Origin of the sequence: Aeromonas veronii (genome assembly GCF_040215105.1) — a bacterium.
Classification (GTDB): domain Bacteria; phylum Pseudomonadota; class Gammaproteobacteria; order Enterobacterales; family Aeromonadaceae; genus Aeromonas; species Aeromonas veronii_G.
The window spans coordinates 4,117,652-4,138,745 of the sequence record NZ_CP157875.1; the positions used below are offsets into that span (position 1 = coordinate 4,117,652).

The 21,094-nt window shown below is 64.1% G+C and carries 17 protein-coding genes; 10 read left to right on the top strand and 7 right to left on the bottom strand.

Going from position 1 to position 21,094, the window contains the following annotated elements; genetic code table 11:
• Positions 1-105: 105 nt before the first annotated feature.
• Positions 106-1,311, bottom strand: a complete 1,206-nt coding sequence (locus ABNP46_RS19035; protein ID WP_349919900.1) for a NupC/NupG family nucleoside CNT transporter — start codon at positions 1,309-1,311, stop codon at positions 106-108.
• 541 nt (positions 1,312-1,852) lie between these two features.
• On the opposite strand from ABNP46_RS19035, the gene dbpA reads away from it, so the two are divergent.
• Both dbpA and ABNP46_RS19045 read left to right on the top strand, forming a co-directional pair.
• Positions 1,853-3,232, top strand: a complete 1,380-nt coding sequence (gene dbpA / locus ABNP46_RS19040; protein WP_349919902.1) for an ATP-dependent RNA helicase DbpA — start codon at positions 1,853-1,855, stop codon at positions 3,230-3,232.
• An 80-nt stretch (positions 3,233-3,312) separates the two neighbouring features.
• Positions 3,313-3,603 carry a YkgJ family cysteine cluster protein gene (locus tag ABNP46_RS19045; protein ID WP_349919903.1) on the top strand — a complete coding sequence of 97 codons (291 nt, stop codon included), beginning with the start codon at positions 3,313-3,315 and terminating at the stop codon, positions 3,601-3,603.
• Between the two features lie 16 nt (positions 3,604-3,619).
• On the opposite strand, the gene ABNP46_RS19050 is transcribed toward ABNP46_RS19045, so the two are convergent.
• A complete protein-coding gene (locus ABNP46_RS19050; RefSeq protein ID WP_349919904.1) occupies positions 3,620-4,045 on the bottom strand; it encodes a hypothetical protein in 426 nt (141 codons plus the stop codon).
• Positions 4,046-4,319: 274 nt separating this feature from the next.
• Between ABNP46_RS19050 and ABNP46_RS19055 the strand changes: the two genes are divergently transcribed.
• The gene (locus ABNP46_RS19055) at positions 4,320-5,726 is read left to right on the top strand and encodes a PepSY-associated TM helix domain-containing protein (RefSeq protein ID WP_349919906.1); all 1,407 of its coding nucleotides are present in this window, start codon (positions 4,320-4,322) and stop codon (positions 5,724-5,726) included.
• A gap of 70 nt (positions 5,727-5,796) precedes the next feature.
• Here ABNP46_RS19055 and ABNP46_RS19060 read toward each other — a convergent pair whose 3' ends face one another.
• The 5 genes from ABNP46_RS19060 to ABNP46_RS19080 form a co-directional block, all read right to left on the bottom strand.
• Entirely contained in the window at positions 5,797-6,012 is a 216-nt protein-coding gene (locus ABNP46_RS19060; protein WP_349919907.1) for a DUF6500 family protein, read from the bottom strand.
• 12 nt (positions 6,013-6,024) lie between these two features.
• On the bottom strand, positions 6,025-7,041 hold the full coding sequence (locus ABNP46_RS19065) for a CobW family GTP-binding protein (protein WP_349919909.1): 1,017 nt from the start codon (positions 7,039-7,041) through the stop codon (positions 6,025-6,027).
• A gap of 116 nt (positions 7,042-7,157) precedes the next feature.
• A complete protein-coding gene (locus tag ABNP46_RS19070) occupies positions 7,158-7,355 on the bottom strand; it encodes a YbdD/YjiX family protein (protein WP_290019660.1) in 198 nt (65 codons plus the stop codon).
• A 60-nt stretch (positions 7,356-7,415) separates the two neighbouring features.
• Complete coding sequence (gene cstA / locus ABNP46_RS19075) at positions 7,416-9,539, bottom strand: pyruvate/proton symporter CstA (RefSeq protein ID WP_349919910.1); 2,124 nt, start codon at positions 9,537-9,539, stop codon at positions 7,416-7,418.
• Between the two features lie 248 nt (positions 9,540-9,787).
• Complete coding sequence (locus ABNP46_RS19080) at positions 9,788-10,693, bottom strand: 1,4-dihydroxy-2-naphthoate polyprenyltransferase (protein ID WP_349919911.1); 906 nt, start codon at positions 10,691-10,693, stop codon at positions 9,788-9,790.
• Between the two features lie 214 nt (positions 10,694-10,907).
• On the opposite strand from ABNP46_RS19080, the gene ABNP46_RS19085 reads away from it, so the two are divergent.
• The 7 genes from ABNP46_RS19085 to ABNP46_RS19115 all read left to right on the top strand — a co-directional run bounded on the left by ABNP46_RS19085 (position 10,908) and on the right by ABNP46_RS19115 (position 21,003).
• Positions 10,908-12,242: an isochorismate synthase gene (locus ABNP46_RS19085; RefSeq protein ID WP_349919912.1), complete on the top strand. Its 1,335-nt coding sequence runs from the start codon at positions 10,908-10,910 to the stop codon at positions 12,240-12,242.
• A gap of 33 nt (positions 12,243-12,275) precedes the next feature.
• Positions 12,276-14,012, top strand: coding sequence for a 2-succinyl-5-enolpyruvyl-6-hydroxy-3-cyclohexene-1-carboxylic-acid synthase (gene menD / locus ABNP46_RS19090; protein WP_349919914.1), 1,737 nt, complete (start codon positions 12,276-12,278; stop codon positions 14,010-14,012).
• Positions 14,002-14,757 carry a 2-succinyl-6-hydroxy-2,4-cyclohexadiene-1-carboxylate synthase gene (gene menH / locus ABNP46_RS19095; RefSeq protein ID WP_349919916.1) on the top strand — a complete coding sequence of 252 codons (756 nt, stop codon included), beginning with the start codon at positions 14,002-14,004 and terminating at the stop codon, positions 14,755-14,757. Before menD ends, menH begins: the two co-directional genes overlap by 11 nt.
• 71 nt (positions 14,758-14,828) lie before the next feature.
• Complete coding sequence (gene menB, locus ABNP46_RS19100) at positions 14,829-15,689, top strand: 1,4-dihydroxy-2-naphthoyl-CoA synthase (protein ID WP_434476161.1); 861 nt, start codon at positions 14,829-14,831, stop codon at positions 15,687-15,689.
• Positions 15,689-16,618: an o-succinylbenzoate synthase gene (gene menC / locus ABNP46_RS19105; RefSeq protein WP_349919918.1), complete on the top strand. Its 930-nt coding sequence runs from the start codon at positions 15,689-15,691 to the stop codon at positions 16,616-16,618. The genes menB and menC overlap by 1 nt, the downstream gene beginning before the upstream one ends.
• Complete coding sequence (locus tag ABNP46_RS19110; RefSeq protein WP_349919919.1) at positions 16,611-18,035, top strand: AMP-binding protein; 1,425 nt, start codon at positions 16,611-16,613, stop codon at positions 18,033-18,035. Before menC ends, ABNP46_RS19110 begins: the two co-directional genes overlap by 8 nt.
• Before the next feature lie 223 nt (positions 18,036-18,258).
• A complete protein-coding gene (locus ABNP46_RS19115) occupies positions 18,259-21,003 on the top strand; it encodes a collagenase (protein WP_349919921.1) in 2,745 nt (914 codons plus the stop codon).
• The last annotated feature ends 91 nt before the right edge of the window (positions 21,004-21,094 follow it).

Sequence of the window (21,094 nt, forward strand, 5' to 3'; positions counted from 1 at the left end):
TCTGGTCACCCCCATACAGCACGAGACCGTATATCGATGCTTCCTATCACAAAAGAACAACCCCCTGCCTGGGCAGGGGGCTGTTGGCAAGACAAGAGCGACTTGTCAGATCATCACACCGGCGATCACAGCGGAGAGCAGGCTCACCAGAGTGGAGCCATACACCAGCTTCAGACCGAAACGGGAGACCATATTGCCCTTCTCTTCGTTCAGCGCTTTCACCGCACCGGCGATGATGCCGATGGAGCTGAAGTTGGCGAACGACACCATGAATATGGAGAGAATGCCGACGGTGCGCGGAGAGAGATCGGCGGCGATTTTGCCCAGATCCATCATGGCCACAAACTCGTTGGTCACCAGCTTGGTTGCCATGATGGAGCCAGCCTGCAGTGCCTCCCCGCTCGGGATACCGAGGATCCAGGCGATGGGGTAGAAGATGTAGCCCATCACGTGCTGGAAGTTGACACCGAAGGCCACCTCAAACAGGTAGTTCACCAGGGCGATCAGGGCGATGAAGCCGACCAGCATGGCCGCCACGATCACGGCCACCGAGAAACCGGCCATGATGTATTCCCCCAGCATCTCGAAGAAATTCTGGCGTTTCGGGCTATGGTGCTCGTCACCCTCTGCCAGGCTCTTGGCGTCGGTGACCGTGTTGTCAGGCTCATAAGGATTGATGAGGGAGAGCACCACGAAGGTACTGAACATGTTGAGCACCAGCGCCGCGACCACGTAACGCGGTTCAATCAGCTGCATGTAGGCGCCGACGATGGACATGGACACGGTCGACATGGCGGTCGCCGCCAGGGTATACATCTGCTTCTCGTTGAGGTGCGGCAGTATGTTTTTGAGGGCGATGAAGTTCTCGGACTGGCCGACGATCATGGAACTGATGGCATTGAAAGACTCCAGCTTGCCCATGCCGTTGATCTTGGCCAGCACGGTACCGATGCCGCGGATCACCAGCGGCAACAGGCGGATGTACTGCAAAATGCCGATCAAAACGGAGATGAAGACGATGGGCATCAGCACCATCAGGAAGAAGGAGAACGCCCCCTCATTCATCAGACCACCGAAGACGAAATCGGTCCCCTGTTTGGCAAATTCCATCAGCTTGGTGAAGCCTGCGGCAAAACCACCCACCACCGCCAGACCCACTTCGGAGTTCAACATGAACCAGGCCAGTGCCAGTTCAACCACCAACAGCTGGCCGATATAGCGCAGCTTGATCTGCTTCCAGTTGCGGCGGTTTGCCAGCAACGCCAACACGAGGACCATGACCAGTCCGAGCACAAAGTGAACGTATTCCATAGCGGTAGCACCTGAGTGAGTTTTAATTTTTTAACCGGCGCCATCATAGGGAATTGCCTATTTAAAAATCGGAGGGGCATCACAATTTGCAGTAGAAATATGTACCCAGAATAATACAAACGTTTTTAAATTAATTAATCTGCAAGAATACGTTTCAATTAACCAAGATAGTCAACATAAACCAACATAAACAATGACTTGCAATACTGAAACCCGGTATTGATATACACTATGTAATCAAAGACAGGTTGATTAATGGCTTGAAAATGCCTGCTTGAAGTATATTGCGCTGCTTTATTTAATCACTTTCGATTGAAAAACGTTTGTATTCTTTGAGCATAATTAGTCATCCCCCTATGTTCGTCAGCCTGCCGTCGACATAGTCAGGATTCATCCAGACATCACACGGCTCGTTGCCCCAGGAGCCGCCGGGCTGCGCTCAAAAATCCGCCACAATCCATCACAGCGAGCATGACTTCTGGTACAATGCGCCCCCTTAAGCGCACCGCGCTCCCGGTTTTCTTTGAAATAGAGTCTTTTTGTGAACAACAGCGAATTTAGCAGCCTCAACCTCTCCCCCGCCCTGCTGGAGAACCTCGCCAGCCTGGGCTACCAACAGATGACCCCGATCCAGGCCCAGAGCCTGCCCCTGGTGTTGGAAGGCAAAGACCTCATCGCCAAGGCCAAGACCGGCAGCGGCAAGACCGCCGCCTTCGGCCTCGGCCTGCTCTCCCGTCTCAACGTCAACCGTGTCGACGTGCAGGCCCTGGTGCTCTGCCCGACCCGTGAGCTGGCAGATCAGGTGGCCACCGAGATCCGTCGCCTCGCCCGCGCTATGCCCAACGTCAAGCTGGTGACCCTGTGCGGCGGCACCCCGACCGCCCCCCAGTCCGCGACCCTGAGCTTCGGTGCCCACATCGCCGTCGGCACCCCGGGCCGCATCCTCAAGCACCTGGAGCAAGGCACCCTTGAGCTCTCCAGTCTGGAGACCCTGGTGCTGGACGAAGCGGATCGCATGCTGGACATGGGCTTTGGCGAAGACATCAACCGGGTCATCAGCCATGCCCCCGCCCGTCGCCAGACTCTGCTGTTCTCCGCCACCTACCCGGAGGGGATCGCCCAGATGAGCCGCGGCGTGCAACGCAACCCGGTGGAGGTGAGCGTGGAGTCCCTGCACGAAGGCAGCGCCATCGAACAGAAGCTGTATGAAGTGCCTGCCGGTCAACGCCTCGAGGCCCTGACCTGGCTGCTGAGCCACTATCAGCCGAGCTCTTGCGTGGTGTTCTGCAACACCAAGCGCGCCTGCAACGACGTGGCCGACCACCTGGCCGCCAAGGGCTTCTCGGCACTGGCGCTGAACGGCGATCTGGAACAGCGGGAGCGGGATCAGGTGCTGGTGCGCTTCGCCAATGGCAGCTCGACCATCCTGGTCGCCACCGACGTGGCCGCCCGTGGCCTCGACATCAAGGAGCTGGGCGCCGTCATCAACTATGAGCTGACCTATGACCCCGAGGTGCATGTGCACCGCATCGGTCGTACCGGCCGTGCCGGACAGCAGGGTCTGGCCCTGAGTCTCTATCAGCCCAATGAGGCCCAGCGCGTCAACTTCATCGAAGAGTACCAAGAGGCTCCCATTCCCCAAGGGGATCTGAGCGAGATCGGGCGCGAGCTCAAACCCGTCACGCCACAAATGGTGACCCTCTCCATCGATGCGGGCCGCAAGAGCAAGGTGCGCGCCGGCGACATCCTGGGCGCCCTGACCGGGGAAGGCGGCATTGCCGGCAGCGAGGTCGGCAAGATCCAGATCTCCGAGCAATACTCCTACGTGGCGGTCAAACGCCAGGTGGCGAGTGCCGCCCTCAAGCGGCTGCAGGAAGGCAAGATCAAGGGTCGCAGCTACCGTGCCCGCAAGCTGGGTTAAGACTCCCGCCATGAGCCAGACGCAGGCGCCGATGTGGCGCCTGTTTCATTTTTCCATGCCATGACCGCAAGGGTGATGAGATGACCCAACAGACACTACCCGAAGTGAGTTGCCAGAACTGTGAGGCCTGCTGTTGTCGCCTCGAGGTGATGCTGTTCACCGATACCGGTGTACCGGATCGCTATGTGGAGGAACGGGAAGGAGAGGTGCCCGTGATGCACCGGCTGGAGGATGGCTGGTGCGCGGCACTGGATCGCAACACCATGATGTGTCGTATCTACGAGGTGCGCCCCCTCATCTGTCGGGAATTCGAAATGGGCGAGCCGGACTGCATCGACGAGCGGGACAAGTGGTTCATCCATCTGAACTGACTGCCAGCGGCTGCCTCTATGACACCGGCTCTTCAACGCGGAGCCTGCCGTCCAGTGCGGCCAGCTGTTCCCTGACCCAGTTCATGGCCTCCTCTTCACTCTCGCAAAAATGCACGCCCTGAAATGGCAGACCGGCAAAGACCCGCTCCGCCAGATACTGTTTGAAGCCCCCAGCCATCACCACCGCCAGAAAGGCGCAGCCGTTGGCCGCGCACCAGCCAAACTGGCTGCGAAAACGGGCAAGGACGTCGGGACCGGCAGCCTCGAACTCGGTCGCTATCTCGACGATCCCCCAGGGAGCCTGACTCAGGCTGGCGATCCGCCGACTGAACTCGGCCTCGTAGGCCATGGCCCCCGCCAGGTTGAACGCGCCAATCGGACGACAGAGCAGCACCCGTTCCCGCTGCTGCAACTCGAATTGACCGTGCGGTTGCAAATACACAACAACTTCCTCCTGGATTTTCCGCTACCCTGCTCACCCCATCAATATGCCACAAATAACTGACACAGTAATCAGTTGCAACCCATTTCATTACTACAATTATTTTTATAATCAATAAATTAGGCGCTAGCCGCCAACCCAGGCACAGCGAACAAAGGCCAGGCCCCGAACGCTCGGCGCTGTTTTATTGCAGTTAACAAAACGTTGCTGCTATCATCCGCGCCAGCAAACCTTCCACCAGCTGCAACCTTCACCCCGACCGCAAGGATCTGAGATGAAAAACCACGACGCGACTCATTACCAGCGGATCTGGCGCTGGCACTTCTATGCCGGCCTCTTCGTCGCGCCCTTCCTGATCCTGCTCTCCCTCACCGGTATGGTGTATCTGTTCAAGCCCCAGCTCGACACTCTCATGTATCCCGAGCTGATGAAGGTTGCACCGGCCACCCAGACCCTGAGCGCGGATCAACTGCTGGCCAAGGCGGTGATCGCCATGCCGGATGCCAGCCTGCGCAAATACTTTCCCCCCACGGCGCCGGATGCCAGCGCCCAGATAGTGGTCCATCGCCAGGGCAGCGAGCTGACCCTGTTCATGGATCCCGCCAGCGGCGCCCTGCTCGGCACCATGGACAACAAGTGGAATCTGCAGGCGGTGGCGCGGGCCCTGCATGCCGAGCTGATGATAGGCACCACGGGGGATCGATTGATCGAGCTGGCCGCCGGCTGGGGCATAGTGCTGCTTATCAGCGGTCTCTATCTGTGGTGGCCCCGCAAGGGACCCGGCGTCGGCGGCATCCTCTGGCCCAGAATGAACCAGCGGGGACGACTCTGGTGGCGGGATCTGCACGCCGTGGTCGGCTTCTGGGGGGCGGGTTTCCTGCTGCTGCTGCTGCTGAGCGGCATGACCTGGACGGGGTTCTGGGGGGATCAGTTCGCCAACCTCTGGAATCGCTTCCCGGCCGCCATGTGGAACGAGGTGCCCAAATCCGCCCCCCTCGCCCGCAGCCTCAACCATGCCCACGAGCAGACGGTGCCCTGGGCCATGGAGAGCACCCCCATGCCGAGCTCCCAGCCCGCCAGCGAGGGGCATGATCACAGTGCCATGGGGCACGGCGGTCATGAGGGCATGGTGATGGCCAGCCACCGCATCCCGCTACAACAGGTAGTCGACATCGCCAGCGAGCGCAAGGTCGTCCCGGGTTACAGCATCACGCCCCCCTCGGGGGAGACCGGCGTCTACACCATCGCCATCTTCGCCGACGATCCGCGCAACGACGCCACCCTGCACATCGATCAATACAGCGGCAAGGTGCTGGCGGACGTGCGCTGGCAGGATTACGGCCCGGTCGCCAAGGTGGTGGAGACCGGCGTCATGCTGCACATGGGCAAGATGTATGGCTGGCCCCATCAGCTCGCCATGTTCCTCATCTGCCTGATGGTATTGCTGAACGCGGTGAGCGGGCTCTGGATCTGGTGGAGCCGCCGTCCCCAGGGCCGCCTCGCTGCACCGCCCCTGCCCGCCAAGCTTCCCCCCATGCGGGGCGCCATCGCCGTGCTGGTACTGCTCGGGTTGGCCTTCCCCCTGGTCGGGGCCTCCATGGTGGTCATCTGGCTGCTGGACACCCTGATCTTCTCCCGCCGTCCGGCGGGTGCGACCCAGGCTGGCGGCTCCCGCGGCTAGCATCATCATCAGCCAGGCTAATAAAGAAAGGGCTCCCATCAGGAGCCCTTATCGTTTTTATCCCACCCGGTTACTCCGCTTCAACCAGGCGGATGATCTTGCTGGCCTTCTCGAAATGGTCCAGTCGGTGAGTCTGGATCCACCAGGTCGCCGCCTCCATCAGTAGCGCCGGATCCTCATTCTTGTTGGCAAAGAAGGCGTAGAAGGAGACGCCGACACCTTCCCCTTTCTGGGCGATCTTCTGCTGGCAGACCCGGAGCATCTTCTCTCTCAGCGACGCGCGCATCCATCTGTCTCCTCAGTGCCCTGCCTCGACAAAACCGGCTCGCAGTGTATCGATGGGCAGGTAACGGCCGATGATCACCAGCCGCGAATGCGGCGCCTCTTCTTCTCCCCAGGGGGAGCCATAGTCGAAGCCCACCACCCTGTGCACCCCCTGCACGATGAGACGGCGCGGCTCCCCTGCGATGGCCAGCACCCCCTTGTAGCGCAGCATGTCATTGCCGTGCTGCTCGACACAGGCGTCCATGAAGGCGCCTGCCCGCTTCAAATCCAGCTCGCCCCCCTCGAACAGATGGGCCGCGATGGCATCGTGCCAGGAGCGGGGTCGGGCCGAAAGGGGCGAGAAGGCCTCGAAGCCCTGGTCTCCCCCCCGCACGATACGCAAACCCGAGCTCAGACCGAGATCATCGCTCAGGGTAAAGGCCTCCAGATCGAGCCAGAGCGCGGCCGGGCACTCCCCCTGCACGATGTCGAGGATCTCGGCCCTGGGGTTGATCCCGTGGATGCGGGCGATGGCGGCTGCCCGCGCCGCCTCATCCACCCTGTCCGTCTTGGTGAGCAGGATACGGTCGGCAAAACCGAGCTGGGCAGCCGCCACCGGATGCTCGTCAAGCTGGCTGCCGATGTGATCGCAATCCGCCAGGGTCACCACGGCGTCGAGGCGCAGGGCGTCCCTCAGCCCCTCCTCCACGAAGAAGGTCTGGATGATGGGGGCGGGATCGGCAAGCCCCGTGGTCTCGACGATCAGCCGCTCGAAGTGAAGCTCTCCCGCTGCCCGCCGGGCCAGCAGATCGCTCAGAGCGGCGCTGAATTCGCCCCGCACGCTGCAACAGACGCAGCCGTTGCTGAGCTCCACCACGCTGACCCCGGCGCCCCCCTCCAGCAAGGCGCCGTCGATATTGGCGGCGCCAAACTCGTTCTCGAGGATGGCCACCGAGGCATCGGCGTGGTGGCGCAGATAGTGGTTGAGCAGGGTGGTCTTGCCGGCGCCGAGAAAACCGGTCAGCAAAGTGACGGCTACAACTTGCGTCATGATGGAAGTCCTGTGGGGAAGGGATGAGTGGCCGCTCCCAGCCACGCCGAGAAAACCGTCCAATCGAAGGTGACCGCTACAGCCTGGGTCATGAAAAGGATCCTACAGCAAAAGGATTAACAGCAGCGCCCGCCATTCTTGCCGCCATAGCGGGCATCCTGGCGTTCGCGGAAGAACTCGTCGTGGCTCATGGGGGTCTGATCCGGGTGGGTCAGCCGCATGTGCTGCACGTAATTGTCGTAATCGGGCACCCCCACCATGAGTCTGGCGGTCTGCCCCAGGTATTTGCCCGCCTTGGCCAGGGTATCGAACATGGTTGCTCCTTGAACCGCTTGCCCACAAACCGGCACCGGGGTGCCGGTTTGTGGAACCACTTACTTGAGGCTGGGGGCCAGATCGCCGTCATCATCCGACTTGGAGGAAGCACCCTTGCCCGCCGGCATCGGCTGATACGGGGTCTCGTTGGCGGTCGGCTGCGGATCGTGCAGCGCCTTCATGGCCGTCTTCAGGGAGAAGAAGGCGAGGATCACCACCACCGCCATGAAGAACAGGGTCAGCCCCGCGTCCAGCCGGTTGTTGAACACCAGCTGGGCCAGCTGGGATTCGGTGTACTGGGCCGGAATGGTGCCACTGTCGATCATGGCCTGGAACTTGTTGGCGATGGCCAGGAAGCCGAGCTTGGGATTATCGCTGAAGGTCTTCTCCCAGCCCGCCGACAGGGTGCAGATGAGCAGCCAGCTGGTGGGCAGCAGGGCGACCCAGGCGTAGGCCTGGCGCTTCATCTTCACCAGTACCACCGCGCAGAGCATCAGTGCCATCCCCGCCAGCATCTGGTTGGCGATGCCAAACAGCGGCCACAGGGTGTTGATGCCACCGAGGGGATCCACCACACCCTGATGGAGGAAGTAGCCCCAGGCCAGTACGCACAGGGCGGTGGCGAGCAGGTTGGCCGGCAGGGAGTCGGTGCGTTTCAGGGATGGAGAAATAACCCCCATCAGATCCTGCAGCATGAAGCGCGCGGCCCGGGTGCCTGCATCCACCGCGGTGAGGATGAACAGCGCCTCGAACAGGATGGCGAAGTGATACCAGAAGGCGACGTTCATCAAGCCGCCGAGGGCGCCGTGCAGTATGTAGGCCATGCCCACCGCCAGGGTCGGGGCACCGCCCGCCCGGGCGATGATGCTCTGCTCCCCCACTTCGCTGGCGATACGGGTCAGGGTCTCCGGGGTGATCTGGAAGCCCCAGCCGCTCACCACGGCGGCGGCGGAAACCACCACGTCGGCAGTGCCCGCCGGTGCCAGCACCGCCATCGGGCTGTTCATGGCGAAGTAGACACCCGGATCGATGACGCAGGCGGAGACCAGGGCCATGATGGCGACGAAGGATTCCATCAACATGCCGCCGTAGCCGATGAAGCAGGCCTGGTTCTCGTTGGCCAGCATCTTCGGTGTCGTGCCGGAGGAGATGAGGGCGTGGAAGCCGGAGACGGCGCCGCAGGCGATGGTGATGAACAAGAAGGGGAAGAGATCACCGGCCCAGACCGGGCCAGAGCCGTCCACGAACTGGGTCAGCGCCGGCATCTGCAGGGTCGGCTGGGTCACCAGTATGCCGATGGCCAGACCCACGATGGTACCGATCTTGAGGAAGGTGGAGAGGTAGTCCCGCGGTGCCAGCAGCAGCCAAACCGGCAGCACGGAGGCGACGAAGCCGTAGCCCACCAGCATCCAGGTCAGCTGCACCCCGTCGAAGTCGAAGTAGGGGGCCCAGGTCTCGCTCTCGGCCACCCAGCCACCGGAGACGATGGCGAAGATGAGGCACACCAGGCCGATGATGGAGACTTCACCGATGCGCCCCGGCCTCAGGTAGCGGGTGTAAATCCCCATGAAGACGGCGAGCGGTATGGTGAAGGCCACCGTATAAGTGCCCCAGGGGCTGTGAGCCAGCGCCTTGACCACTATCATCGCCAGCACCGCCAGGATGATCACCATGATCATGAAGGTGGCAATCAGGGCGATGACCCCGGCCGTCGGTCCCATCTCCGACTTGATCAGCTCGCCGAGGGAGCGGCCGTCCCGACGGGTGGAGACGAACAGCACCATGAAGTCCTGCACCGCCCCCGCCAGCACCACCCCGGCCAGCAGCCAGAGCATGCCGGGCAGATAACCCATCTGGGCCGCTAGCACGGGGCCCACCAGGGGGCCGGCGCCGGCGATGGCGGCAAAGTGGTGGCCAAACAGCACCTTCTTGTCGGTCGGCACATAGTCCAGACCATCGTTGTGACGCACCGCCGGGGTCATGCGGGTGCTGTCCACCGCCAGTACTCGCTTGGCGATGAAGAGGCCGTAGTAGCGATAGGCGATGAGATAGACGCACACCGCCGCCACCACTATCCAGAGTGCGTTGATCTGTTCACCCCGGTTGAGGGCGATGTAGCCAAGGGAGCAGGCGCCGGCCAGTGCCAGCAACCCCCATCCCAGATGTTTTCCCAACTTGTCCATTTTGTGCTCCTTCCATGGATTTTTTACACAAGCAGTCAGATACGGTTACATCTCTATAGCAATCCGAGGAGTGCCACAATCGGGGCCCGTCACAACTCGCTCAGCGATGCGCACAATTTCTCAATATTGCCGACCGGATCACGGGCGGCCGGAGACGACCACCCGGAGATGGCTGAATGAATTGAGAAAAGCGGCGGCAGCGGCCACAAAAAAGGCCCCTCGCGGGGCCTAATACCTGTCATCTCCCCTCAGGAGAGGGCGAGACCGGTGGAGAGCAGCAGGCTGTAGAGGAAGGCACTGATGGCGGTCTTCTTGAGGGCGCCGGTCAACACCTCCCCATCGAAGCTCAGCCGCAGGGTGCGGGCGGCGTCGGTGAGGGGCTTCAGAGCTGGCAGGAAGATCCAGGGCCAGAGACCGGCGTTCTGCGTCAGCAGGAAGGCGACGGTGGCCAGCACCGCCGCCCCGAGCAGAGCCCAGTGGTAGGCGATGGCGCGGTTGCGGCCGAGGCGCACCGCCAGGGTGATCTTGCCGCTGGCGGCATCGGTTTCGATGTCCCGCACGTTGTTGATGTTGAGCACGGCGGTCGCCAGCAGGCCGCAGGCGGTGGCGGGCAGCAGCAGATCCCACTGCAAGGTATGGGTGAACAGGTAGTAGGAGCCGAGCACTCCCAGCAGGCCGAAGAACAGGAATACCGAGATGTCGCCGAAACCGCGATAGCCGTAGGGGGTCTTGCCCACCGTGTAGGTGATGGCGGCAACGATGGCCGCCCCTCCCAACAGGATGAACAGCAATATCTGCTGCCAGGCCTCGCCGAAGGCACAGGCCAGCAGGGCGAGACCGCTGACGATGGCCGCCAGCGCCGTCATCCCCATGGCCACGCACATCTGCTTGCGGGTGATGAGACCGGACACCACGGCACGCTGGGGGCCGATCCGTTCGCCGTTGTCGGCGCCGGAGACCGCATCCCCATAGTCGTTGGCCAGGTTGGAGAGGATCTGCAGCAGGATGGCGGTCAACAGGGAGAGCCCCATGATGGTGCCGTCGAAGGCACCCCGGCTGGCGGCCAGCCCCGACCCCAGCAAGATGGAGGAACAGGCGAGCGGCAGTGTTCGCAAACGCGCCGCCAACAGCCAAACAGAGAAGGTATTTGTCATATTGTGATGGCCAAACAATCAGATATTGATCGTGTTAAGGGTTATCGAACCGGATTTCGGTATACTTGGCCCCGTGGGAACGCTTTGAGCTCCCTCGGGCAATTTACATGGAAGAATGGGCAGATAATATATAGGAAATCATCGCCCTTTGGCATCAACCTGCGCCATCCTCCCCTCGGAGCGATCGCCATTATCCGGCTCAGACAAGACATCCATGTTGGCTCAGACCCATATCAAGCAACAACTGGACGCCCTGCGTCACAGCAATGTCAGCGGCTTCGTGCGGTTGCGCGTGGCGGCACCGGTGCAATCCTTCCTGGGCTGGCTGGCGGCGCAAACCCTCTATCCCCGAATCTATTGGCAGGCCCGCGGCCCCGAAAGCCCCGAATATGTGGCCCTCGGCTGCATCCATGAACTGACCCGCCCCCGGGATATCCGCCAGGTCTGTGACAGCATCGACGCCGGCAGTGACGACAGCCCCCGCTATTATGGCGGCCTGGCGTTCGATCCCGATCAACCCGGCTGGCCGGGATTTGGCCCCTGCCGCTTCGTGCTGCCGCGCATCGAACTGGTACGCCGGGGCGAGTGCGTCAGCCTCTGCCTGAACCTCTGGCTGCCCGCACGGGCTGAGACCGCCGCCTTCGATGCCGAGTTGCAAAGCGCGCAAGCCGCCCTCGATGCCCTGTTGCCGGAATCCCCCCTGCCCGCGCTGCACAAGCGGGAGTGGCGGCGGCAGGATTGCCCGTCGCCCGCCCTGTGGCAGCAGCTGGTCGGCGCCGTCACCAGCCCGGCGGCCCAGGCCCACACCCCCAAGGTGGTGCTCTCGCGGGAGAGTCGGCTGGATCAGTGCGATGCCGACCTGTCGCCCCTCTCTCCCTGGTCCCTGCTGGCCCAGTGGGCAGGCCATGCCCAGGAGTGCTTCCACTTCGGCTTCCAATTCACCCCGGCCCAGGCCTTCATCTCCTGCTCCCCCGAGCGTCTCTATCGCCGCGAGGGGCGCCACCTGCTGACCGAAGCGCTGGCGGGCACCATTCGCCGCTCCGGGGATGCAGCCACCGATGAGCGGCTGGCGGCGGAGCTGCTGGCCGACAGCAAGAACCGGCTGGAAAACAGACTGGTTCATGCGGATATCCTGAACCGCCTGGCCCCCCTCACCAGCCACACCAGCCTGACCGAGCCACGGATCCTCAAGCTGCGACTCTTGCAGCACCTCAAGTGCGACATCGAGGCCGACCTCCACCCCGAGGTCTGTGACTGGCAACTGCTGGAGGCCCTGCACCCCACTCCGGCGGTGGGCGGTGCACCGCGCGAATCGGCGCTGGCCTTTCTGCGCGAATACGAGCCCTATGACAGGGGCTGGTATGCCGGCGCCTGTGGCATGCTGAGCCGGGAGACCTCCGAGTTCGCCGTCGCCATCCGCAGTGCCCTGGTACAGGGGCAGACCCTCCGCCTATACGCCGGGGCTGGCATAGTGGCGGGATCCGAACCCGTCGCCGAGTGGGCCGAACTCGACAACAAGATAGCCAACGTGCTCTCCCTGCTGGGATAGCGTTTTCCATCGTTTCCTCACTGCGAGAGCCTCATGTCCGCGCGCCCAGCCTTTGCCACTCAACACGCCACCTTCAACCACGTCTGGTCTTCCCTCCTGCTGGAGGAGCTCCATCGTCTCGGCGTGCGGGACATTGCCCTGGCCTCCGGCTCCCGCTCCGCGCCGCTGACCATGGCCGCCGCCGCCCATGAGGGTTTTCGTCGCCACCTGCATTTCGACGAGCGGGGCCTGGGCTTCATGGCCCTCGGGCTCGCCAAGGGGACGGGGCGACCGGTTGCGGTGATCATGACGTCGGGCACCGCAGTGGCCAACCTCTGGCCCGCAGTGGCCGAGGCCCAGCTGACCGGCGTGCCCCTCATCATTCTCTCCGCCGACCGGCCTCCCGAGCTCATCGACAATGGGGCCAACCAGGCCATCAATCAGCAGGGGATCTTCGGCCACTACCCCGTCTATCAGCTCAACCTGCCGAGCCCCACCCAGACCATTCCCGCCGCCTTCGTGCTGAGCTCGGTAGATCAGGCCCTGGCCCAACAAGCGCGCACCCCGGGGCCGGTGCATCTCAACTGCATGTACCCCGAACCCCTCTATCCGGGTGAGCACTATCAGGAGTTTGGCGACTATCTGGCGCCGTTGGGGGACTGGCTGCACTCCGGTGAACCCTGGAACCCCTGGCTGATGGGGGAGCAGGCTTGCCCTCCCCAGGCCGACTGGGCGGCGCTGACGGGCAAGCGTGGCGTCATCGTCGCCGGCCGCATCCAGGATCCGGTGCAGGGCGAGGCGGTGGCCGAGCTGGCAGAGCGCCTCGGCTGGCCATTGCTGGCGGATCTGCAGAGCCAGATCCGTTTCGATGAACGCAACCACATCCACGTGGATCTCGCCCTGCAAAATGGCGACTTCGCGGGTGAACTGGCCCGCGCCGAGGTGCTGCTGCAATTTGGCGCCCGCCTCGTCTCCAAGCGCCTCGGCCAGTTCATCAGGCAGCACTCCTGGCAGGATTACTGGCTGGTGGACCCGCAGCCGACGCGCCTCGATCCCGATTACCGGCTGCGCCGCCGCCTGCTGTGCGAACCCGCGGCCTTCGTCGCCGCTCACCCGCTCCCTGCGGCGCAGACGCGGCAACCCTGGCACCGGCTGGCAAAACACCAGCAAGGAGCCAGCCAGCTGATCCGCACCGCCTGCGATCGCTTCTCCGAGCTCGGGGTCTGCCATCGTCTGAATCAACTGATCCGGGGCCAGTTGTTCGTCGGCAACAGCATGCCCGCCCGGCTGATGGACATGCTGGGCGAAACCGGCAAGAGCCCCAGCCGGGTGATGACCAATCGCGGCGCCTCCGGCATCGACGGCCTCATCGCCACAGCCTACGGCTTCGCGCAATCGGTCGAGCAAGGCAGCGATGAGCCCACCACTCTGCTGCTCGGGGACTTGAGCGCCCTGCACGATCTCAACAGCCTGGCCCTGCTTCGCAAGGGGAGCCAACCCCTGGTGGTGATACTGCTCAACAACGACGGCGGCAGCATCTTCCGCCTGCTGCCGGTGCCAACCCAGGATCAACTGCTGGAGACCTATTACTGCCTGCCCCACGGTCTGCATTTCGAGCACGCCGCCGCCATGTTCGGCCTCGCCTATCGGGCCCCCACCTCGCTGGCCGAATTCGAGCAGGTCTACACCACCGCCCTGGAAAAAGGCGTAACGCTGATTGAAATCAAGGTACCGAGCAACGAAGTAGCCGAGGATCTGAAAGCACTGGGGAACGCCATCCGTGCCCTCTAATCCTGACAGTCGTGATCTGCCGCTGGTACTGCTGCACGGCCTGCTCGGTGATGGCCGCGACTGGCAGGGGGTGATCGACGCCCTGCCCGGGATCCCATGCCACGCACTGGATCTGCCGGGCCATGGCCGCAACCAGCATCTACGGGTACACGGTTTTGACGAGGCCAACGCCTGGCTCAGCGGCGAACTCGAAACCCGCGGCATCCGCCACTACCGGCTGGCGGGTTATTCCCTCGGCGGGCGGCTGGCGCTCTATCACGCCAGCCACTCCCCTGCGGGGCTGCAGGCCCTGCTGCTGGAAAACTGCCATCCCGGGCTGCCAAGCGGCGAGCGGGCCGCCCGCCTCCGCCACGATGAGGAATGGGCCAGTCGCTTCGAGCACGAGCCCCTGGCCGAAGTGCTGGCAGACTGGTATCGCCAGCCGGTGTTCGCGGATCTCGACGAGGAGGGACGGGCGCGACAGCTGGCCAGGCGCCTTGGCAATGATGGCCGGGCGGTGGCCGCCATGCTGCGGGCCACGTCGCTGGGCAAGCAGCCGGAACTCGCCCCCTGGCTGGCATCCACGGGCTTGCCCTTGACCTGGATCTCCGGCAACCGGGATCAAAAATTCCACCGCCTGGCTTGCCAGCTGGTGGAGCAGGGTTGCAATATCAATCACTTGGCGCTGGATGGCGGCCACAATCTGCACGCCGACCAACCCGAACGCTTCGCCGCCTGCCTGCGTGACTGGCTAGGCAGCACCTGAGCCGACCACCTGTCCGGCCCCGATCCATTCCGGCCTGCCCCTGCGGGCCGACCAACCACAAGAGAGTGCACATGATTGAAGCAATGACGGAAGCGGAACTCTACGCTCCTATCGAATGGCAGGATTGCTCTGCCGGTTACGAGGACATCCTCTATCACAAGTCCCAGGATGGCATTGCCAAGATCACCATCAACCGTCCCCAGGTGCGCAACGCCTTCCGTCCCCGCACCGTCAAGGAGATGCTGCAGGCCCTGGCCGATGCACGCTACGACGATCGGGTCGGCACTATCATCCTCACCGGCTTCGGCGAGAAGGCGTTCTGCGCCGGTGGCGACCAGAAGATCCGGGGCGACTACGGTGGATACCGGGATGACGAAGGCACCCACCACCTCAACGTGCTGGACTTCCAGCGCGACATCCGCACCTGTCCCAAGCCCGTGGTGGCCATGGTGGCGGGCTACGCGGTCGGTGGCGGCCACGTGCTGCACATGATGTGTGACCTGACCATAGCCGCGGACAACGCCCAGTTCGGCCAGACCGGCCCGAAAGTCGGCTCCTTCGACGGCGGCTGGGGTGCCTCCTACATGGCCCGCATCGTCGGCCAGAAGAAGGCCCGCGAGATCTGGTTCCTGTGCCGCATGTACGATGCCCAGCAAGCCCTCGACATGGGTCTGGTCAACACCGTGGTGCCTTTGCCTGAGCTCGAGCGCGAAACCGTGCGCTGGTGCCGCGAGATGCTGCAGAACAGCCCCATGGCCCTGCGCTGCCTGAAGGCGGCCCTGAACGCCGATTGCGATGGTCAGGCCGGCTTGCAGGAGCTGGCGGGCAATGCCACCATGCTGTTCTACATGACCGAAGAGGGTCAGGAAGGGCGCAACGCGTTCAACGAGAAACGCCGTCCCGACTTCTCCAAATACAAGCGGAACCCCTGATGACACTCGCCCTCTATCGCTACCATCTGCCTTTTATCCAGCCTCTGACCTTTCACGGCAAGGTGGAGGCGGCGCGCGAGGGCTTGCTGGTGCGCATCGACGACGGCTGGGGGGAAATCGCCCCCCTGCCCGGTTTCTCCAAAGAGACCCTGGCCGAGGCCCAGACCGAGGCCATCGCCTGTCTGACACAGCTGGCGAGGGGTGAAGCCATGGCCCCCCGCCTGCCCTCGGTGCAATTTGGCCTGGACTGTGCCCGGCGTCAGTGGCCTGAACAGACCGCCACCTTGCCCGACCCCTATCCCCTCATTCAGGGCTCTCCCCAGGAGCTGCTCAAGAACTGGAAGCTGTGGCTGCACGAGACCCCTATCAAGGCCAAGCTGAAGGTGGCCCGCTACCCCATGCGGGATGAACTCGCGCTGATCCGCCTGCTGCTGGACAGACGCCCCAATCTCAAGCTGGTGCTGGATGCGAACCAGGGCTGGACCCGCGAGGAGGCCTGGGCCTTCTGCGGCCACCTGGACGCGAACCGGATCGAATACCTGGAAGATCCCTGCGCCCGCTTCGATGACATCGCCTTCGTGGCCGCCCGCACCAACATGCCGGTGGCACTGGACGAACTGCTGAGCCAGGGGGAAGCCTGGCAGCCCATCCCCCAACTCAAGGCCCTGGTGCTCAAACCCATGCTGCTGGGCAGCCTCGCCAACAGCGAGGCCCTGGTGGCCAGAGCCCGGGAGCTGAGACTCAAGGTTATCGTCTCCTCCTGCTTCGAATCCGGCGTCGGCCTCGGCCAGCTCGCCCGCCTCGCCGGGGAATGGGCACCGGATCAGGCGCCGGGTCTGGATACCCGTCGCTGGCTGACCGGGGATCTGCTGGACAAGCAGGGCCACCCCGATCTGGCACAGCTCAAACCCCTGTTCCACCGTGATTGAAGCCCAATCACCCGTTATCGGGCAGGCCACCGAGCCCTGCCCGGTACGCCACTGGGCCCGGCTGGCCCCGGAGCGGATCGCCATCCACGCCGCCACGTCGCAGGCACGGCCGCTTTGCTACCGACAGCTGGATTTGAGGCTCAACGCCCTCTGCGAGCAGTTGGCATCTTCTGGCTTACGGGCCGGCGACAGGTTGGCCGCCGTGGTGCGCGGTGCCGAGGCAGATGTTCTGTTGGCCTGGGCCTGCATTCGCAGTCAAATTGTCTTCTGCCCCCTCAACCCCGCCTTCCCCCTCAGCCGACAGGCCGAGCTGGCGAGCCAGCTCGCGGTCGCCGCCTTCTGGTCGGCGAGCGAGATCCCAAAGGGCCCCTGGCAAGGGCTGAAACTGGATTTCGAGGCTGAGCTGGAGGCCGGGGACAAGCCGCTGCTGCTGATTCCCGAGCGGCAGAGCAACATGATCCTCACCTCGGGATCGAGCGGCATGCCCAAGGCGGTGGTGCACCGTCTCGCCAACCACCTCGCCTCGGCCAGGGGCTCAAGCACCCTCATTCCCCTGGATGAGGCGTGCGGCTGGCTGTTGTCATTGCCGCTGTTTCACGTCGGCGGCTACGCCATCCTGTTCCGGGTCTTCCTGGCGGGGGCCGCGCTGGTGCTGGACGATCGCAGCCAGCCCCTCAAGGATCGGTTGGAGCGCCAACCCATCACCCACCTCTCCCTGGTACCGACCCAGCTCTGGCGCCTGCTGGCCCAGGGCTTCGATCCCGCTCGCACCCGGTTGCGGGAGCTGTTACTCGGCGGCGCCGCCATCCCGGAGCCCCTGGTGAACCGGCTCGCATCCCTGGGGCTGACCCCCAAGGTAAGCTACGGGTTGTCGGAGATGGGTAGCCAGGTCTGCACCGGCCAGCCCGCCGGCGCCGGGGTGGTGGGCCGCCCCCTGTCCGGGCGGGAGGTCTGCATCCGGCAGGGGGAGATCTGCGTGCGCGGTGCCACCCTGTTTGCCGGCTACTTCCAGGCGGGCGGGCTGGCGCTGCCGCTGGACGCCGAGGGGTGGTTCCACACCCGGGACAAGGGCCATTTCACCCCGGACGGTGCGCTCGTGGTGGAGGGGCGACTCGACAATCTCTTCATCTCGGGCGGCGAGAACATCCAGCCAGAGGCCATCGAGCAGCGGCTGGTGGATCACCCCGCCGTGGCCCAGGCCCTGGTCGTCCCCATCCCGGACGAGCAGTGGGGCCAGCGCCCCGCCGCCTTTATCGACTGGCACCAGGAAGCCATCGACGTCGCCGAGATGAGCGCCTGGATCAGAGCGTCATTGCCCGGCTTCATGGTGCCGGATCGCTGGCTGCCCTGGCCGGATCTCGGCGGCAACCTCAAACCCTCCCGCACCCGGCTCGCCGCCCTGGCCGCCTCGAGCTGACCCGCCAGGGGCGGACCCTCGCCCCTGTTCCCCCCATGCCCCCGCTGCCTACCCCCATATAGGGCTAAGCCCTTGCTATCGATGTGGCTCCCAATGGGGCTGACTTTGCCATCTTGCATGTGAAAGGCATGATTGCCCCGGCCCAGTTGGCCAATTGATATTCCTTTGGCACCCAATACCCTCCCTAGTCCCCCACGCCCATCCATCCACCAAAGGGATCAACATGAACTACCTGGGTACCCGGCTGCTGTTGTTGGCAGCCCCAAGCCTGCTCGCCACCTCGGCGCTGGCCAACTACAGCACCGACTGGCGGCACTACCAGCTGGACGGCGAGACCAGCCGCCAGCTGGGGGATCGCCTCACCGAAGTCACCTACGAGCTGAGCGCCCGCGACAGCGGCGCCCCCTATCAGCGGCTGCGGGTTTACCGCCGCTTCGACTGGCAGACAACCGACCTCGCCCCCCTGGCCGAGCGGCAGTGTGGCGAACCCAGGGTCAGGGTCGAGCAGGGCTGGCAGATCCGCTACCTCAGTTGCGAGCAGGTGGTGCCGGTGGGCAAGGCGATCCCTGCCAGCAGCTATGACTTCGGCTATGGCCTGAAGCAGGGCCGCTGGGAGCCCCTGGCGGGGACACCGACCGCCCCGCGCCAAGATAGCCTGCCGCTGGCGGAGCGGATCGTCCTCGGTCACAGCGAACAGGAGCTGGATCGCTGTGAACTCGGCGACGATGGTCGCTGTACCGAACAGACATGGCAGTATCACCCCCGGGAGTGGCAACAGCTGAGCGTGCTGGAGGAGACCCCCAACGAGCGGGATGGCCGGCTCGAGCAGATCTTCTTCCGCCTGCAACCCGTGGCTGGCAGCCAGGCCGCCAGCCAGGTGCGTGAACTGCACGTCTGGCGCCAATACAACTGGTTGCTGGAGGAGGCCAAGGCCCAGCAGGAGTGCGACGAACCCCAAACCCGCACAGAAGGCACCAGGACCATCAGCTACCGGGTTTGCCGCCAGACTCTGCCCGCCGGCAGCGAGGTGCAGGTGATGCTCAAAGATACCGGCTATCAATACCCGGTCGGGGGGAGCGAGTGGCAGGCCTTACCAGAGACGGCCGAATGGCAGGAGAGCCGGACTCTCAATCGTCCCATCATACTGGCCAGCAAGGAGGAACAGCTCGACTGCCGCCGTGCCGATGGCCGTGCCTGCTCCGAACCCGAACTGCCGGGCACGGATCTGCTGGACGCCGACGCGGCCAGGATAGTGCAGGATGCCAGCGGCCAGCCCGCCCCCGTGTGGCAGGAGAACTATGGCCACAACGACGCCAAGCTGCTGGCGGTCTCCCGCGGCATCCAGAGCCTGCTGGCAGCCAACCAGCCGGCCCACCCGGCCATGAAGCTGCTGCTGGAGTACGTGCGTGCCCACAACTATCACAACTACGGCAAGCACAGGGAGGATGGCCCCGCCGCCGCCGAAGCCCTGGCCGAGGCGCTGACCGCCCTCGGGGCCCATCCCCTGCTCTATCCCGAGCAGGCGAGCGATGAGGTGGGGGGCGTCATCGGTGCCTGGAGCATCGCCCTGCACGGCCAGTTCAGGAGCCCGGCGGTGCAGAGCCGGTTCGGCACCCTGCTCGGCCAGTTCAACCAGATGCTGGCCTACAGCACCCGCCACGCCAGCGAGATCAACGGCCGCCATCCCTGGGCGACCGGCCTGTTCGATCTGCTCAACTTCATCGACTTCGCCAGCGACTACGCGACCCCCTTCGCCGCCGACTTCCGCCAGCAGGATGCTGAGCTGCGCAAGCAGCTGCGTGCCATCGGCATGAGCGAGCTGGCCCTGTGGCAAGGGCGGGACGGCCCGGATCTCTTCCTGCTCAACAACGTGCTGGATGCCTACACCCGCCTCTACCGGGTGGTGCGCTACACCCGTCCGGACGAGGCCGAGACCTATCGCAAGGGGCTGGATGAGGCCGTCATCGCCCAGATCCGCCACCACGGCCTGATCCCTGGGGGATCCCAGAGCCCGGATCTGCTGGAGGAGATGTCGCTGACCCTCTCCACCTACTACCTGACCTACACGGATCGCACCAGCGAGGCCTGCATCAGCGGTGACTTCGCCGGGCTCTGCACCCCGGTGCGGGTTGAAGACGTGCTGCCATTCGAGCACACCTGCTCCCCCACCCTGCGCCTGCGGGCCCAGGATCTGACCATGAGCCAGGCCGAGGGGATCTGTCGCGAGCTGGGGGCCGAGGAGCAGCAGTTCCACCAGCAGATGGAGACCGGCGGCCAGCCGGTGGCGGATGACCTCAACGAGGCGCTGGAGCTGGTGATCTTCGACTCTTCCTCCGACTGGAAACGCTACGGCAGCGCCCTGTTTGGCGGCGTCTCCACCGACAACGGCGGCATCTACCTCGAGGGGGATCCGGCGCGCCCGGGCAACCAGGCCCGTTTCTTCGCCTACGAGGCGGAGTGGAAACGCCCCGCCTTCCAGGTGTGGAACCTGCGCCACGAGTACGTCCACTATCTGGATGGCCGCTTCAACCAGTACGGCAGCTTCGGTCACTACCCCCTCAACCGCACCACCTGGTGGTCGGAAGGGCTGGCGGAGTTCATCGCCCACGGTCAGTGCTTCGCCCGCGGTCTGGACAACGTCAGCGCCCGTCCGGCGGGCGAACGCCCCAGCCTCGCCGAGATCCTGCACCTCGATTACGACAAGGGGGGTGAGATGGTCTACTCCTGGTCCTATACGGTGCACCGCTTCCTGAACGAGACCGGGCGCGGCGGCAGCTGGCTGGCCATGGCCCAGGCCCTGCGCGGCCCGGATCAGGCCCAGGCCATGAGTGCCTTCGAAGGCGAGCTGGACACGCTCATCGCCAGCGACAGCGAGGCCTACCAGTCATGGCTGGCCGACGAGCTGCTGCTCTGGTGGGCGGCCAACAAGGAGTCCGAGGCCTGCCAGGGCAACGATTCAGCCCACTGAGTTCCCTCCTTGCCATCACAGGGGCGGCCATGTCGCCCCTGAACCCTCCCGCCCAGCCTCCCCCAGCGACAGTCTCTGCCCGAGTGACACC

Bases quoted from the DNA above. Each gene is read 5' to 3' on its own strand.
- ABNP46_RS19065 (WP_349919909.1), bottom strand. From the start codon at position 7,041: ATGACGCAAGTTGTAGCCGTCACTTTGCTGACCGGTTTTCTCGGCGCC.
- ABNP46_RS19085 (WP_349919912.1), top strand. From the start codon at position 10,908: ATGTTGGCTCAGACCCATATCAAGCAACAACTGGACGCCCTGCGTCAC.
- ABNP46_RS19035 (WP_349919900.1), bottom strand. From the start codon at position 1,311: ATGGAATACGTTCACTTTGTGCTCGGACTGGTCATGGTCCTCGTGTTG.
- ABNP46_RS19060 (WP_349919907.1), bottom strand. From the start codon at position 6,012: ATGCGCGCGTCGCTGAGAGAGAAGATGCTCCGGGTCTGCCAGCAGAAG.
- ABNP46_RS19045 (WP_349919903.1), top strand. From the start codon at position 3,313: ATGACCCAACAGACACTACCCGAAGTGAGTTGCCAGAACTGTGAGGCC.
- ABNP46_RS19115 (WP_349919921.1), top strand. From the start codon at position 18,259: ATGAACTACCTGGGTACCCGGCTGCTGTTGTTGGCAGCCCCAAGCCTG.
- menB (WP_434476161.1), top strand. From the start codon at position 14,829: ATGATTGAAGCAATGACGGAAGCGGAACTCTACGCTCCTATCGAATGG.
- ABNP46_RS19055 (WP_349919906.1), top strand. From the start codon at position 4,320: ATGAAAAACCACGACGCGACTCATTACCAGCGGATCTGGCGCTGGCAC.
- cstA (WP_349919910.1), bottom strand. From the start codon at position 9,539: ATGGACAAGTTGGGAAAACATCTGGGATGGGGGTTGCTGGCACTGGCC.
- menC (WP_349919918.1), top strand. From the start codon at position 15,689: ATGACACTCGCCCTCTATCGCTACCATCTGCCTTTTATCCAGCCTCTG.
- ABNP46_RS19070 (WP_290019660.1), bottom strand. From the start codon at position 7,355: ATGTTCGATACCCTGGCCAAGGCGGGCAAATACCTGGGGCAGACCGCC.
- menD (WP_349919914.1), top strand. From the start codon at position 12,276: ATGTCCGCGCGCCCAGCCTTTGCCACTCAACACGCCACCTTCAACCAC.
- ABNP46_RS19080 (WP_349919911.1), bottom strand. From the start codon at position 10,693: ATGACAAATACCTTCTCTGTTTGGCTGTTGGCGGCGCGTTTGCGAACA.